The sequence below is a fragment of the Oligosphaera ethanolica genome (genome assembly GCF_030814695.1).
GTDB classification, from domain to species: domain Bacteria; phylum Verrucomicrobiota; class Lentisphaeria; order Oligosphaerales; family Oligosphaeraceae; genus Oligosphaera; species Oligosphaera ethanolica.
Genome location: NZ_JAUSVL010000001.1, coordinates 3,957,762 through 3,973,527 on the forward strand (window position 1 = coordinate 3,957,762; position 15,766 = coordinate 3,973,527).

Genomic DNA, 15,766 nt, shown 5'->3' on the forward strand with positions numbered 1-15,766 from the left:
GTTCGGGGTGTCCGGTAATCAGGTGATGATCTGCTTGCCGACTTCGCGTTCCCAGAACAGGGCTACTGCGAGCAGCATCAGCAGTGCATTCATGACGACGACGTAGGCGGCGCCATAGACAACGTAGGCGGCGGGTATTTTTTTCTGCGCGGCCAGGGCGTCGGCCATCCAGAACAGCTGCCAGTTAGGAATACAGGCGTACAACGCGGTTGCCAGGTAGCTGCCGCCATCGGGCAGGGGATTGGCGTAGTTGCCGCCGACTGGCACGCGCGGGTGGTTGTTGCTGCGGCGGAAGGCGTAGGCGTCGTAAGCGGCGTCAAGGCCGGTGGCGCCTGGCGGTACGCTTTGGCGTTCCTGGGCGATGCGCATGAGCTGCCAACTCTGGCTGTCCACATCATAGCGGGCCATGTGTTGGGCTCTGCCGTCGAGATCGTTAAGTTCGTTCTTCCAGCCTTGGCCGTCTTTCCACAGACCGTCCGGCGTTTTGCCGAGGGTGGGGAGGACAGCGGGGCGTTCTTGGTCGCTCCAGACTACGAAGGCCTCGCCGGCGTCGACGATTTCTGGGCGTTGCCATTTGCCGACGTTGGCGATTTCGGTGGGGGCGAAGCGGTAACTTGTCAGCCACAGAGTTTCCTTGCCTTTTGGCGCGCTGTCTAACCAGGGTTCGCGGGCCTGGCGGCCGAGGAGGTAGTCCGACATCAGCCCGACCATGAAGAGAACCGAGCAGACTAGCAGGTTGCTCACCAGGTTCAGGCGTGTTGACAAGGCAGTGGCGAGGCTGGCCATGGCCCACACGGAATACAGGATAAGGATTAGCGCGGGGATGACATAGAGGGCCAAGCCCGGCTGTTCTTCGTTGTAAGGCTTGAAGTGGGCGAAGATCGCCAGCAGGGGGAAAAGGACCAGCAGGCTAAGGACCGTGGTCATTGGGAAGGACGAGCGGGTCACGTAGTTGTGAATGCCGGCGATCACGAAGCCGAGGATAATTGCCCCGAAATAGAGGGCCATGATGGTGAAATCAATGCGGAACTGATCCGAGGCGATGCGCAGGCTCACCAGTGTGGCCAGGGCGCAGAGGAACCAGAATACCGTCACGGCACTCAGGATGCCGAGAATCTTGGCAATGATGAACACCGGCCGTTGCACGGGTTTTGACAGCAGCAGCAGGGCGGTGCCGTTGTCAATCTCGCGCGAGATGGCGTAGCTGGCAATGAGCACTGATATCACCCAGCCGAAGATCATCGTCGTTGCCATGCCGCTGTCAATCACCAGCTTGTCCTGGGCGCGGAAAACAAACATGGTGAACAAAGGGAAGAGTCCGATCATGCTCAAGGCGCTAAGCAGCACCAGGAGGAAAATCGGCTCGCGCAGACTCTCGCGGAAGGTGTTTTTGGCTATTTGAAAGAGCGCAGTGAACATGGGTGTCGGACCTGTCTCGGGCTATATGGGGGTGAAAATGACTTGTCAGCGCTTATTTGCCGGCGCCGGCCTGGGAAATCTTGTCGCTGTATTCGCGGTATTGTTTGAGCAGGCTGCGGTGGTCGAGCCACTCGCCCAGGACCTGGGCGTTCTTTTCCCAGTCGGTGCTGTCAAGAATGATGACGGAGTAGTCAGCGCGGAGCAAGTCAACGAACTGTTTGGGTACGTAGTCCGTGCCACCGAGAATGACAATGCGCTTGGGGTTGATAAAGGCCACGGTTTCCAGGAAATTGCCTTCGCCGATATCGACGGCTTTATTGCCATCAATCATGTAAAAGACGCGTTGGGTGCCGTCCACATCGGGGGAAAAGAGGACAATGGGCTGCTTGGTGCGCACCTGCGCGAGTTCGGCCAGCAGGCGCGAATTGAGAACATTGGCCGTAATCATCAGCGTTTCGGCCCGGGCTCGCGAGTTGCGCCGGAAAGGATTGAGGCTCACGGCGTAACTGCTTGCAGTAACAGCAATCAGCACGAAAAGAACAATGACCGACATCCCACGAATTTTCATTGACTGGACTCCCTTGGTTGTGGCAGAGCGCGAAACTCCCGAAAGGCCGACGCTGGACAGCAGTCCGGCGTCATGTCGAAATAAACAAAGACAATACTATGCTGGGAAAGCGGAAACTTTCAACTAATGCACATGGCATAATTGGTGTTGTCGGTGCCTCGTTGTGGCTTCAGACGAGTCCGGCGATGAATTCTTTAGCGCGCATGGTTGGCCACCATTCCTGGTCGAGCCCAGGGGTGATGAAGCCGCAGTGGCCGCCGCTTTCGGGCATTTCCAGGTAGAGGTATTGGCTTTTGGCGGCCTTGTCTTCCGGGAAGCAGTTCCCGGCCAGGAAAGGATCATTGCGGGGGTTGACCATCAAGGTTGGCACGGCGATATCGTCGAGCCAGTTGAATGCGGATGCCTGGCGCCAGTAGTCTTCGGGGCTGGCGAAGCCCATAAGGGGAACCGTGTAGTATTTGTCGAAATCGCCAAAGGTTTCGATTTTGCCGATGTGGCTCAGGTCGATTTTATCGGGATAGTACGCCTGTTTTTGCGTGATCATGCGGCACATTTGACTGAGGAAGTGTTTGGCGTAGAGGCGGCCCACGGGTGTTTCCATGACTTCGGCGCTGGCTTTGAGGTCGATGGCGGCGCAGAAGACGGCGGCGCCGGCGACTTCGGCCGGCAGGTTCTTCGCTTCGCGGCCCAGGTAGAGCAGGCAGAGATTACCGCCCATGCTGTAGCCAGTGAAGGCTACTTTGCGATAGTGGCCGCTGGTGATGGCGTGGCGGGTCACCCAGTCGAGTTCTTCGGTGGAGTTGTTGGTGGTGAATTTGAGGAGTCGGCTGTCGTAGATACTGGTGCCGCGGTAGTTCCAGGCCAGGCAGTCCCAGCCGATGTCGTTGAAGGCCTTGACCATGCTGAGGATATAGTGTCGGCGGCTGTGACCGCAGAGGCCGTGGTTGAGGATCAGCAGGCAGTCGGAACCGCAGCGGGACCAGTCCAGGTAGAGGAAATCGCCATCGGGGGTGTTGAAGCATTCCCGTTGGTAGTCGACATTTTCCCGCTTGCGCATGTAGCTGGGCAGAATGGTTTGGACATGCGGGTTGGTGAGAAAGCGTGGTGGATGGTAGCTGGATTGGGCGATGACTGGCATGGTCGTGTTTCTGTTGCTGCGGGGAGGCTATTGGCAAAGAGACAAAGATACAGGGAACGGCCGGCTTTCCGGGGGGGCGTTGCCTAGCGTGCCAGCGTCATGGTGTGTCAGCGCGGTGCTGTCGGTTGGCGTTTTGGCCGGGCAGCAGAGCTGGCATACTATAGTCGGTGCGGGGGTTGGCGCGAGGCATTGCGGGTCATTTCCGTTTCATCAGGAGGGTGCGTGATGACGGGTGGCTGAGCAGCCGGCTCATGTCCAGCAGTTCGGGGTAGGCGTCCGGTGGCACCAGCGTTGCGGGCAGGTCGCCGCGGGCGCGGAAGCGGAACTGATTGCCGGCGAGGCGTTCCGAGCTGAAGCTGAGTACGCCAGAACTGTTCGGGAAGTGCCAGGTGTATTCCTGGGGCGACAGCAGCAGGTTGGGAAAGGACGCTGGGAAGCTGACGGCGACACTAATGTCCAGGCCGCGGTAGTCCTGCCAGAGAATGGGGTGCAGCCGGCGGTCGGTGTTCTGGCGCAGAATGCCGGCCAGGGACATGGGCAGGCGCAGATAGAGGAAGGGCTCCTGCACGATTGCGTAGTCGGTGATTTGCGCGGAAAACTGGCGCTGCCCGGGGTAGGTGCTGAAATCCGTCAGCAGTTCGCTGGCTGCGACTGCGGATTGCGAGATGCCCGCCAGCAATTCTTGGTAGTGGCGCCGGCGTTCCTCGGGCGTGAGCTCAGCGTAGAATTTTTTTTGTTCGGCGTGGTCGGTGCCGTGGTAGATGGTCAGCTGTGTTAACGTGGCGCTGCCGTCGTCGTTGACCGTCACGTGGAAATGGTCTTCACGGCTGTTTTGGAAGGCTGCTTGCACGGTGACGACCAAGGGCTCGCCTTTGAGGGTGATGCCGCAGGCGCCCTCGACGGCGCTGGTGCCCAATTCGGCGTGTTCGTCGGTGTCGTTCAGCCAGATCGTCCGTCCTTCGTGCTCAACGCGCAGGAGCAGCTGTGGGAAGGCGTACACATGGGGGAAGGCGAGGTGGTGTTCGGATACAGCGCGGGGGCTGGGCCCCGTCGCCGCAACGACGAATTCGGGGTTGAAGCCCAGGCGCTTGAGCAGGGCGGCTGTCGCGATCGCGCGGTCGGCGTTGTGCCCATAGCCCTCGGCCAAGGTCTGTTCGGCGTCGCTGAGGCTGCTCAGGGGCAGTTCGGTGAAATTCGGCCCAACCTGGCGGATGTTGCGTGCGATGGTGTCGCGGACTGCGCGCAGCTGTTCGAACGGGGGGAGGGAAGCCAGGCTGGTTGCCAGGGCTTCGACGCGGGGGCCGGCGGCGGCGCAGTGGGCAGTCAATGCCGCCGCCAGTTCGCGGCCGTAGTGCGACCACGCGCCGCTGGACACGCAGACTGATGGCGTGAATGACGCGCGGGGTGGCAGCTGCGTTTCACGGCGGAGGGCTCCGAGGTTGCTGATTGACCAGCTGCGGACCTCGCGGTCATTGCTGATCTCTTTGGAGATAGCGATGGGCTTGGCGCTCGCGTCGTCGCCGTTACTGAAGGCGTAGCCGCGGGGGAAGGAGGCCAGCACCATGGCCATGCCGACCGGCGTGTCAATGGTCAAGCGGGCCTCTTTGCAGGGATCAAAGCTTTGGAAGCTGTGATTGAGGGCGAAAAAGGGCGCGTTGCGGCAGGTCCGGCGCACTTCGTATTCGATGATGCTGCCGACTTCCACGCCGGGGAGGCTCGCCACCAGGGTTTTGGCCGCCGGGTAGCGCGGCGCGCTGCCCACCCATTCTGCGTCCATGATGTTGGTTTCCTCGGGGCTGATTGGCGTGGTGTTGTCACCGTTGCGGACTCGTGCGTAGTTTAGGGTGAGTTCTTCCCAGACCGGATTGTAGCTCAGCTTCAGTTCGGCATGTTCTTTTTTACCCTTGTAGCTCATGATCTGCTTGCGGACGCGGTGCAGGTGCTGCCATTCGCTGGCGGAGATGAGTCGGTATTCGTCTTCTTGGGACAGAATCACCGCCTCGTCGCTCGCTGTGGTTTCGCCGTTGCCGGCGGTTTGCAGGCGATTGAACAGGGCCATCTTGCGGGCGTTGACCTCAAAGACCTTCAGTTTTTCCTTAAGGTCAAGGTATTGCACCGGGGCGAATTCGACGGTTTTGATGGCGAACTCGCTGTCCAGCGTCAGGGTGCGGTTTTGCCAGTTCAGGCGGCGTTGCCAGGTCAACGTATCGGTATCGACCAGCGGGTAGTCGGGGAGGGTTTCGGCCTCACCCCAGGCCGGGTCAAGGTTGAGCACCACGCGTTCCTTGACGCCGCAGGCGATTTCGGTGACGAAGGGAAAGCGTCGCTGGGTCAGGCCGGCTTGGCCGAGGATGAAGTTGACCATGCCTACGCTGTGCGAAAAGCGCGGCACGTCGAGCATGGCGCAGCTGTCGTTGGCGATCAGCACGTCTTCGGCGGCGAAGCCCACTGTGAGGGCGACTGGCTCGCTGGTGTTCATCATATCGGCGGGACTGAGCTCGAAGCTGGTCAGGCGCGCGCCGGGAGCGACCCGTTTGACCACGCCCTCGAAGAATTGTCGGCGCTGTTCTGGACTGCGGCGGGCGAGCGCGCCGCGGTAGGCGTTGTCGTTGATGCCGTCGAAGCGGAAGCTACTTTGGCCGACGAGATTGCCGCGGTCGTCGATGCTGGCGCGGGTGTCGATGATCATCATGTTCACGCTGGCGGGACTGATCGGCGAGCTACGCAGGGTGTCGCCCTCCGGCCGGGCCACCAGGTAGCTTTTGTGGCAGAGGTAGGCGGGGAAGAGCTCTTTGGTATTTTCGTCGGTCGAATCCATGAGCAGGTAGCTGCCGTCGTCATTGAGGACGGCAGTGATGGCGTGGTTGAAAAAGGGCTGCGGCACTTCGGGGTCCTTGAGGGGACCGTTGTGAATCAGCACTGGGAAGGCCTGGAAGCCGGCGAGGCGCAGCATGACGACGAGCAATGCCGCCTTGTCCCGGCAGACACCGTGGCGCTTGTCAAAAGTCAGCTGGACATCGTGGGGCTCGTATCCTGGTGCCTCGGTTTCCACGGTGATGCCCATGTAGCGGATTTCCTGGGAGACGAAGCGGAAGATCGCGCGGATTTTGTCTTCGCGGTCTTCCAGTCCGGCGCAGAGTTCGGTCACTTTTTCCTGCATGGCGGGGCTGTGGGCGTAATGGGGTTCGCTGACCTGCCAGTACCAGCGGGAGATGTCTTCCCAGCTGGGCACGGTGCTGATGAGCAGGCGCTGGACGACGGTGTGCAGCGGGGGCATGTCGGGTTCGGGGAACATGCGGGGGATGTTGCGGCCCTGCCAGCGGTAGAAGACGCGGTCGCCGTCCTCGCGTTCCGTGAATGCCACCGTGTCCTTGACCTGGTCCTTGAGGACGATTCGGCGCAGCGGCAACTCTTTGGGCGCCTGCACTTCATAGACGAAATTGACGATGGGGCTGGTGTATTCCAGCACTTCGTAGTCGCTGAAGGTGTTGGGAACGCGTGGTTTGACGATTTCGGTGCAGACCACGTAGCGAATCAGATCGCCGACCTGCAGTTCGGGCAGGGTTACCTGCAAAATCTTGCTGTTAGGGTCGTAGATGTTTGAGCGCATCTGTGAGGGATCGACCATGATCTGCGACTGCTTGGCGAGGTCGACGGGGAGAATCTGGCCATCTGGGCGGATGACCTGCACTAGGCTGTAATGGACTCGGTTGTAACTTTCCGTGAAATACCGGCTCAGGACCCGGTTGTCATTCTTGCCCTTTTCGCTGAGCACTTTCATTACAGTGTCGTCCCAGGTCACGGCGCGGCCGTCGGTTTCGTAGCGCACCACAATGCGGTCGTCAATCATCACGTCGTCGGCATCGGGATAGCGCTCGCTGGTGACTTCCCGCGCCTGCTGCAGCACGACTTCGAGGTCAAGAAACCCCTCGGGAGCGCCGTTGGTACGGGCCGTAACGATCAGCAGAACGATGGGGAGAAGGGATGCCTTGAGCAAATCCCGAAGACGAAGAGGGTGACAGAGCATATGGTGTGGATCCTTCCTGCTGAATGGTGACGATGGTCGTCTGGCGACATGCCGTCCGGCATGGGGGCGGCATGGCTTCAGACCGGTGCCAAGGCGTGGCGTTTCCCAAGCTGGCATGCGGCCCGGCCGCGCGGCGCCAGCAAAAGCTAATATACCCCCCTGAGCTCGCTTGCCAAAAGACAAAAAGCGGGGGCGGTCGGTGATGGTATACGGCAGCCAGTTCCCAATGGCTGTCTCCCCCTGGCATGGCTGTTGCGGCGGTGAAATATCGCCTGCAAGTTGAGTTGTCTGAGCAAGGCAGTATTTTATGTTTTTTCACGGTTACGCAGTTGCCGTGCAGCCCAATTGATGGTGTTTTCAGGCGTTGTTTTAGAGATCAGGCGTGTCAGTGAGTGGCCTGACGGCCGGTGTACGGAGTGCGACGGGTGTTTTGCGTCGACTGGACGATATCTCCAGTCAGCGTGTACATAAGAGGTTGACATGGCAACAGGTATGGCAAAAGAGCCGCGACAATTGATGGCGGGTACCGTCATCAATGGCTATCGCGTTGAGCGGGAGCTTGGTCGCGGCGCCATGGCCGTGGTCTATCTTGCCACCCAGTTGGACCTGGAGCGGCCGGTGGCCCTGAAAGTGTTGTCGGCGGAGCTGGCCGCCGACGCCGAGTTTGTTGCCCGTTTTTTTAATGAAGCCCGCGCGGCGGCGTCGATGTCGCATCCGCATATTGTGCAGGCCTATGATGCGGGCATTGCCGAGGGGGGCATATACTATTTCTGCATGGAGTTCGTCGATGGCGAAACGCTGTTGCAGCGATTGAATCGCCAGACGCGTTTGGATGCGCAGACCTGCGTGGCGATGGCGCTGGACATTGCCGACGCGTTGAATTTCGGCTGGCAGCGGCAGAAGTTCACGCATGGCGACATCAAGCCTGAGAATATCATGATCAACTCCCACGAGCAGGCCAAGTTGGCGGATTTTGGTCTGGCGAAAGTGGAGGGGCATGATTATGACGGTACGGACATCATGCTGACGCCGCTATATGCCCCGCCGGAGTTGATTCGGGGCGAGCGCGGTCGCAAGGACTGCCGCAGTGACATTTACGCCTTTGGGGCGACTTTGTACCACGCGCTGGCGGGCACGCCGCCCTATCCGGGGGATAATGCGCAAGTGGTGCTGCAACGGCATTTGAAGGAGCCTTTGGAGCCATTGCGCCAGCGTTATCCCAAGGCGCCGCAGTGGTTTTCCGACCTGATAGGGCGGATGTTGGAGAAGGACCCGGCGAAGCGTCCACAGAGTTGGGGCGAGGTGATTGAGGGTCTGAAGAAAGTCCAGAGCGGCCTGTTGCTGCTCAAGACCGATGATGGCTCCGCTGACGGGCCGGTGTTGAAAAAGGCCAAGGTGGTGCGTGTCGTCGACGGCAAAGGGGGCGCTCTGCCGCGGATTGCCACGCCGCAGGAGCGCAAGGCCGCCAAGCGCACCAGTCAAGGCGTAGTGACCATGTTCATCCTGGCGCTGGCTTTGAGCATCGGTACGGTATTTCTCAAACGCCACGTCGAGCAACGAAAAACGGGCGGCGTTCCGGGTGTATCAGGCGCGGCGGGGGCAGTATCGGAAGCCGTCCCGCCGAAACAGGCTCTGGTGCCAGTGAAGCCGGGCGGCAGTGTGGCGGCAGCACAGCCGGAAACGGGCGTGACGGGGGGAGCAGATGCGCAACCGGGCGCTGCGGGAACGACAGCGGTTGCGCCAACGCCAGGCGTGGCTGATACCGGTGTGGATCCTGGGCCGGCACCCGGCGCTGAGGCTGGCGCTGGCGTGGTGCCGGGAACGGCAACGCCTGATGCTCCCGGGGCAGTGGCGGCAGCGCCGGCGGCAAGCGTCTTTACGCTGCGGGTGCCGGAAGTGTCCATCCCCATAGACATGACTGCGAGTCAGCAGCAGGCAGACGCGATGATTGATGCTGCCTGGTGTCTGAACTCCATGCGCTATGATTTTACGTCGGCGACGCCGGTTGAGCCGTTACTGAAAGTGGTGAACGAGTGGCTGAGCAGCCATCCGCAGCCCAATGATGTCACTCCACTCATGGTGTATCTGCGCGACATGGCCTTGCCGGCATTGGCGGATGGCAAGGCCCAGCTGGTGACCAATAAGGCGAAAGTGCTTGGCCGCACGCTCACCGGTAAGCGCGAACGCCAGTTCATGCTCCAGGATATCACCTACGAGAAAATCGAGGTGCAGGAATTGATGCCCAACGGTCATATTGTGCGGGCTTTGAGCTGGCAGGAGTTTTTTGCCGAAGGACTGGTTGACGAGCTGTTCAAAGAGGCCTTCTATGCTCGCGAAAGAGATCCGCAGCAGTGGCGGCCCTATTTGACGTATCTGGCGTTTACCAATCAGCCGCGGGCATTGACGGCGCTGGTTCCAGCCAACCCTCGGAACGAAGAAGAGCGACATTGGAAAATGGTGCTGTTCTTGTTTGAGATGGCCAGCGGCCGGAAACTCGATGTACTCAAAGGCTGGCAGGATTTGCGCCAGTCCTGTCGCCTGGGTTTGAGCTTCAATGCCTATCGCTTGGCCAGTGAGTTGCGTGGCAGTCGCAACAACAGTGTGACTACGGCATTTGCGGATGTTCTTGACGCGCTGATCTTGCGTTGTGGCGAGGCGGTGCCGGAGGTGCAGGCTGCCGCCCTAGTGCAGAGAGCACAACAGCAGTTGCGCCTCGATCCCCTTGCGGCTTTGGATCTGTGTCTGCTGGCCAAGGCGCGCGGCGGCGCCGGCAATTTTCCGGAAAAGAGCAAGTTGGAGGACATTCAGAACGAAGCCTTGGTGGCTCTAGCGTCAGCAATGGACAGCAATGAGCTAGATGAGTGGGATGCGGTTCCTTTTGTGCTGGGTGGGCGCTCAAAGCCGGTGCCGCACCGTAGGTATGCCGCCAATCTGCTGATGACGCAAAGCGAGGGGCCCAAGTCCATGCTGCGTGTCGCTCTGCCGGGGCTGCGGACGGTGAGTCTGCTGGAGATGGGCGATTGGGTGCAAGCGAGCAAGTTGATTGAGGACAAGCAGGTGACGGCGTTGCTGGAGCGTCCAGCCATGTTCAGCTACCCAGTTCTTTTTGGTCGAGCCTTGTTGGCCATGCGATATGGCCTTGATCCAGTGGCAACCGACAATGCGGCGGTGGCCCTGACGCAGTTGCCGCTTGGTTTCGAATCGCTGGCTTCGATGTACACGTATGCGCCGAAATACGCCCTGTTGAGTCGTCGCGCCGACCGCGAATTTCTCTACCGCTTCCGGACCTTGCGACCGGGATTGGATCTCAAGGGGGCGGACGTGACTCGGCGGCGTTTGCAGTACCTGGACCTTAGTCTATGCCTGGAAAGCTCTCGGCGCAAAGATGCGATGGACGCCCTCTACGCCATTGCCGAGGGTGACGCTGGGGCCGCTGCCGGCTTTAACAGCGAAATACTCCGAGCAGATGCTCATCGCATGCACGAGATGATCCGTTTGGGAACTGGTGCCTTTTATCCTCCCATGGCCGACACCGCCTTGCCGCACTATCAGTTACGCCTGGCGTTGGCCTGCGTTGGCGAGCAGACCTTAACGGGTGAGAATGACGAAACCTTCATGCAGGTCGTCGAGTCTGAAGGGATGCGCTGGTCGTTGACTGGTGGCGATACGATCTATGAGTGGTTGCTGAGGCGTTGCGCGGCGGATATTGAGTCCGGTGATCTGGCGGCAGCGGTAGGCCGGGTGCGCTGGGCTTTGGGTTTGCCTCACAGTTGTTTGTTTTCCTACTATGGACGTCTGCACTTATTGATGGCTGGACTACACAATCTGGCCGGCCAGAGCTGCGGACACATTAATGCCCACGCCACTTTACAATCCGCGACGGTGGCATCCGAGACGGAAAAGCGGCTGATTCGGTTGGTGTATTATGAGCGTGATGGTGGTCGCAGTCTGCAGGCCCAGTTGGGCTATGGCCATTACGGGCATTTTTGTGTTCCCTGGCTTGAGGTGAGCCATCGTCTGGGACGTGGTGAGAAGGTCGATGATCTTGAACAGCGTTTCAGCAGATTGCCCCTGCCGATGGCCGAGCGCAGGCTGGTCGCCAGCTTGAGCGTGTTCCAACGTGAAAGACAGGCACAGCTTGCCGCTGAGAAATAATCCACCGCAGCCCGGTAATATGCCAGCTGGTGGTGATAACAGTAAGGGATGATGATCATGTTGTGCGATCGCTGCCATAAACGAGAAGCTTGCGTGCACATTCAGGAAGTGCGTGCTGATGGCAAACGGTCCCTCAATCTCTGCGCCGCTTGTGCACTGGAGCAATACAGTGATAAAGACCGCAAGCTGCAGGATTTTTTGGGGGTGCTGACGGCTATTTCCCGGCAGCTTGGGGCCGCCGACGCCGAACCCGGCGTTGCCCAGCCGGAGCTGAGCTGCACGAAGTGCGGTAAGGGCCTGGCAGAACTCAAAAAGAGCTGGGTGCTTGGCTGTGACCATTGTGTGACGGCCTTCCGGGAGCAGTTGCGGGAGCAGATTGCCAAGCTGCAGCATTTGTCCCTGAGCTGCGGGGAAAGCGGCGTGCCGGGCAATGCTGACGGCGACGACAGCCGGCCAGCGCCGCCGTCGGCACCATCGGCGACGCTGTCATGCCTGCGCCGAGATCTGCAAGTGGCCGTGCAGCGCGAGAACTACGAGGAAGCGGCCCGCCTGCGCGATCGCATTGAGACACTGCTGCAGCATGCCAGCGACAAGGAGTCTGGCAGCTGATGGGCACAAGCATCTTTCGCGAATGGGCAGCCCGGCAGCCGTGGTGGCTGCCGGAGACAGCTGAGCACCCCCGCGTCATCTTGGCCAGCAAGGTCACTCTGGCCCGCAATTTGCGCGGACTGCGTTTCCCCCCTTTTGGTGGTGACGCCGCCACGGCGGAGCGTGCCTGTTATCTGGTCAAGGATCTGTTGTCGCAGTCGGAAGTCCTGCTTGACACCCTGGAGCTGGAACCGCGGGCGATGCCGCCGGAGCAGCGCCTTTTTCTGGTCGAGCGGGGACTTCTGCGGCATGAGTTTGTGCATGGTGCCAGCGATAGCCTGGCCTTTGTGGCGCTGGACGAGCGCCGCAGTTTTGTGATCAACGACACCGACCATCTCCGGGCCAGTATCATGGCTGATGGTTTGGCGGTGCTGCCCTTGCAGGAGCAGGTCGCGGCGCTGGCAGCGCGGCTGGCCTTGCGCGCTGATTTCAGCATGGACAAGGAGTTCGGGCACGTCACGGCCCAGGCCAGCGAGTTGGGCACCGGCGTGGTGTTCAGCGTCTTGATGCATCTGCCGGCGATGAAAATGCGTGGGTATCTGCCGGCGGCGGCCCAGGCTGCGGAGATGATGGGCATCAAACTCATGCCGGTCTTTGAAAAGCAGGATGAACAAGTCGCGGCGCTGTACCAGCTGCGGAACCTTCGCACCATGGGGTGGTCGGAGAGGCTGGCCGCCGAACGCGTGCAGCAGTTTGCCACGCGTTTGTGCTGGCATGAAGACAACGCGCGCGACACATTGCTCAGCGGTGGCAGCCTGAAGCTCTGTGATAGCGTCGGTCGCGCGCGTGGCGTCCTCAAGGGCGCTTTTATGCTTAGTGCGCCGGAGGCTCGCGAATTGCTTTCGCGCCTGTGGCTTGGGGCCGAAGGCGGTCTGCTCAAGCAGTTTAGTACTGCCGATCGTATCTGCCGGGCGTTGGCCCTATCAGGGGACAGCAGCTTGGGGTATTTGCTTGGGCCGGGCGCGTCGGAAACCGATAAGGCCATGCTGCGTGCCCGCTGGCTGAAGCAGATTCTCGACTGGGAATGATGTCAGACAAGTGCTCGTTGGGTAGTTATAGTAATAGCATGGAAACACGCCGGCGCCCGAAGCGCGGCAATAGCAGAGACTCGTTGACAGGGCCCAGCGGCAGGTCAGCGTGGTTTGGTGTTTTGGCAGATGACTGGAGCAAGCGCCGGAATGTATTCCGGCGATACAGACTGGATTGGTGACGACAATGGCAGATCAGAATGATTTAACCAAGCGGTTTACGCCGCGGGCTCTGCAGGTGCTGGGTCTGGCTGAGAAGGAGGCCCGGCGTTTAGGGCACAACTATCTCGGCACTGAGCACATCCTGCTGGGCATTATCCAGCTGGGGCAGGGCGCTGGCATCTCGACCTTGCTGGCTAAGGGTTTGACCTTGGACAGCGTGCGCAAGGAAGTGTCCCTGCTCAGCAGCAATCCCGCCAGCGACACTCAGGCGTTGGACAAGGACATGCCCTACACGGCTGGCGTCAAGCGGGTCTTTGAACTGGCCCTGCACGAGGCCAAGGCCCTGAATTACCACTATGTAGGCATTGAGCATTTGCTGCTCGGGCTGCTTAGCGACGACCAGGGTGTCGCCTCAAAAGTACTTCGCTCGCTGGATATCGATGCCGACGGCCTGCGGCGGGACATTCTTAAGGAACTCGACCCCAATTATCTCCCCGCTAGCGCGCAGGCCGATGGCGGCGAAGAGGGCGGCGATATCCCGGGAACGCCGCCGATGGATCGTGCCGAGGCCGAGACGCCGGTGGAGAAGATGGCCGCCTTGAAGGCTTTTGGCCGCAACCTGACCGACATGGCCGCCGCCGGTGGTCTGGATCCGGTTATCGGGCGGGCGAAGGAGATTGAGCGGGTCATTCAGATCTTGTGTCGGCGCACGAAGAACAACCCGGTGTTGATCGGTGAAGCTGGCGTGGGCAAGACGGCGATTGTCGAGGGCCTGGCGCAGGCGATCAGCACGGGCGAAGTGCCGGATCTGTTGCGCAACCGCATGGTTATCGCCTTAGACCTCACGCTGCTGGTCGCCGGCACCAAATACCGTGGTCAGTTCGAGGAGCGCCTCAAGGCAGTGATGGAAGAAGTGCGGCGTTCCGGCCGGGTCATTCTCTTCCTGGACGAGCTGCACACCATTGTCGGCGCTGGCGGCGCCGAGGGCGCAATGGACGCCTCAAATATCCTTAAGCCGGCGCTGTCGCGCGGGGAGATCCAGTGCATTGGCGCGACGACGATGAACGAGTACCGCAAGAGCATAGAGAAAGACTCGGCGCTGGAACGGCGCTTCCAGTCCGTGATTGTCCAGCCGCCGACGGTTGCTGAGACGGAGCAAATCTTGCAGGGCTTGGCGCCGCGTTACGAAGCGCATCACCACGTCAGCTATAGTCCTGAGGCCCTACACAGCGCGGTAATGCTTGCTGAACGCTACATCCCAGCGCGATATCAGCCGGACAAAGCGATTGACGTCATTGACGAAGCCGGCTCGCGTCTGCGTTTGCGCACCATGGTGCGACCGCCGGATTTGAGCGCGTTGGAAGCCGAGAGCAAGACCTTGACGGACGCGAAGATAGCGGCGGTGGAGTCGCAGCAGTTCGAAACGGCCGCGAAGTTGCGCGACCAGGAACGGACCCTGAATCGGCGTCTTGAGGAGCTCAAGGCGGACTGGGAGAAGGAACGTGATAAGCACGTCGTGGTGGTAACTCCCGAGGACATGCGCGTCGTGGTGTCCAGCATGACGGGCGTGCCCCTGACGCGCATGGCTGAAGAGGAATCTGCCAAGTTGCTGAAGATGGAAGAGACGCTTGGCGGGATCGTCGTCGGCCAGAGTGAGGCCGTGCGGCGGATCAGCCTGGCTTTGCGTCGTTCGCGGGCAGAGCTGAAGGATCCGCGGCGGCCGATCGGATCTTTTATTTTTCTGGGCCCGACGGGCGTGGGCAAGACCTTCCTGGCCAAGGCATTGGCGGAGTTCATGTTCGGTGATGCGGAGGCGCTGATCCGCATGGACATGTCGGAGTACATGGAGAAATTCAACGTCAGCCGGATGGTCGGTTCCCCCCCGGGCTATGTCGGTTACGAAGAGGGCGGCCAGCTCACCGAGCGGGTGCGACGCCGGCCGTACTCCGTGGTCCTCTTTGATGAAATTGAGAAGGCCCATCCCGATGTGAGCAACATGCTTCTGCAGATCCTTGAGGAAGGCGAGCTGACGGACAGCCTCGGCCACCGCATCAGCTTTCGCAATACCATCATTGTGATGACCTCGAATCTGGGTGCGGAAACCCTGGGCAAGCCCCAGTCGCTGGGCTTCGGCAGTGGCGGTACCGAGGATGAGAGCGCGCGCCAGGCGGCGGACTTCGAAAAAATGAAGGAACGCCTGGTTGAGAGCGCCAAGAAGCATTTCCGGCCGGAGTTCATGAACCGCGTGGATGACGTGATTGTGTTCCGGACGCTGGGTCCGGTGGATCTGGCGCAGATCATCGGGCTTGAGGTCGGCAAGATAGCTGAGCGTCTACGCCAGCGTGGTGGCGAGCTGGTGCTGAATGACGAGGCGACGCAGCGGCTGGTGGCCAAGGGTTACAAGCCCGAATATGGCGCGCGGCAGCTCCGGCGGACGGTCGAGCAGTACGTCGAAGACCCGCTGGCGGAATTGCTGTTGCGCGATAAACCCGACGGGCCTTTTGTGATTGACGTGAGCGCCGCCAGCGACGGCGATCACCTGGATTTCGCTTTGCGGCGGGACAAGTAACGGGCGCGATGCCATTTGTCGCTGATTGTCATTTATTCTGGCTGCCGTGACG

General features: G+C 60.5%; 8 protein-coding genes. 4 read left to right on the plus strand and 4 right to left on the minus strand.

All coding sequences use genetic code 11. The annotated features are described in order from the left end of the window. Positions 1-18 precede the first annotated feature (18 nt). The 4 genes from J3R75_RS13765 to J3R75_RS13780 all read right to left on the minus strand — a co-directional run bounded on the left by J3R75_RS13765 (position 19) and on the right by J3R75_RS13780 (position 7,152). Positions 19-1,419: an ABC transporter permease gene (locus J3R75_RS13765; protein WP_307262515.1), complete on the minus strand. Its 1,401-nt coding sequence runs from the start codon at positions 1,417-1,419 to the stop codon at positions 19-21. Positions 1,420-1,471: 52 nt separating this feature from the next. Then, positions 1,472-1,987: a hypothetical protein gene (locus J3R75_RS13770; protein ID WP_307262519.1), complete on the minus strand. Its 516-nt coding sequence runs from the start codon at positions 1,985-1,987 to the stop codon at positions 1,472-1,474. Between the two features lie 169 nt (positions 1,988-2,156). Continuing rightward, on the minus strand, positions 2,157-3,125 hold the full coding sequence (locus J3R75_RS13775) for a YheT family hydrolase (RefSeq protein ID WP_307262522.1): 969 nt from the start codon (positions 3,123-3,125) through the stop codon (positions 2,157-2,159). Between the two features lie 196 nt (positions 3,126-3,321). Then, positions 3,322-7,152 (minus strand): DUF3857 domain-containing protein, encoded by a 3,831-nt coding sequence (locus J3R75_RS13780; RefSeq protein WP_307262525.1) that lies wholly within the window; start codon positions 7,150-7,152, stop codon positions 3,322-3,324. A gap of 492 nt (positions 7,153-7,644) precedes the next feature. On the opposite strand from J3R75_RS13780, the gene J3R75_RS13785 reads away from it, so the two are divergent. The 4 genes from J3R75_RS13785 to J3R75_RS13800 all read left to right on the plus strand — a co-directional run bounded on the left by J3R75_RS13785 (position 7,645) and on the right by J3R75_RS13800 (position 15,714). Further along, positions 7,645-11,307, plus strand: a complete 3,663-nt coding sequence (locus J3R75_RS13785) for a serine/threonine protein kinase (RefSeq protein WP_307262527.1) — start codon at positions 7,645-7,647, stop codon at positions 11,305-11,307. A 93-nt stretch (positions 11,308-11,400) separates the two neighbouring features. Next, on the plus strand, positions 11,401-11,916 hold the full coding sequence (locus tag J3R75_RS13790) for a UvrB/UvrC motif-containing protein (protein WP_307262529.1): 516 nt from the start codon (positions 11,401-11,403) through the stop codon (positions 11,914-11,916). Next, the gene (locus J3R75_RS13795; RefSeq protein WP_307262532.1) at positions 11,916-12,983 is read left to right on the plus strand and encodes a hypothetical protein; all 1,068 of its coding nucleotides are present in this window, start codon (positions 11,916-11,918) and stop codon (positions 12,981-12,983) included. The genes J3R75_RS13790 and J3R75_RS13795 overlap by 1 nt, the downstream gene beginning before the upstream one ends. A 187-nt stretch (positions 12,984-13,170) precedes the next feature. Beyond that, entirely contained in the window at positions 13,171-15,714 is a 2,544-nt protein-coding gene (locus J3R75_RS13800) for an ATP-dependent Clp protease ATP-binding subunit (RefSeq protein ID WP_307262535.1), read from the plus strand. The last annotated feature ends 52 nt before the right edge of the window (positions 15,715-15,766 follow it).

What these genes read in the sequence shown, in the direction of transcription:
- J3R75_RS13765 (WP_307262515.1), bottom strand. Translation starts at nt 1,419, where the DNA reads ATGTTCACTGCGCTCTTTCAAATAGCCAAAAACACCTTCCGCGAGAGT.
- J3R75_RS13770 (WP_307262519.1), bottom strand. Translation starts at nt 1,987, where the DNA reads ATGAAAATTCGTGGGATGTCGGTCATTGTTCTTTTCGTGCTGATTGCT.
- J3R75_RS13775 (WP_307262522.1), bottom strand. Translation starts at nt 3,125, where the DNA reads ATGCCAGTCATCGCCCAATCCAGCTACCATCCACCACGCTTTCTCACC.
- J3R75_RS13780 (WP_307262525.1), bottom strand. Translation starts at nt 7,152, where the DNA reads ATGCTCTGTCACCCTCTTCGTCTTCGGGATTTGCTCAAGGCATCCCTT.
- J3R75_RS13785 (WP_307262527.1), top strand. Translation starts at nt 7,645, where the DNA reads ATGGCAAAAGAGCCGCGACAATTGATGGCGGGTACCGTCATCAATGGC.
- J3R75_RS13795 (WP_307262532.1), top strand. Translation starts at nt 11,916, where the DNA reads ATGGGCACAAGCATCTTTCGCGAATGGGCAGCCCGGCAGCCGTGGTGG.
- J3R75_RS13800 (WP_307262535.1), top strand. Translation starts at nt 13,171, where the DNA reads ATGGCAGATCAGAATGATTTAACCAAGCGGTTTACGCCGCGGGCTCTG.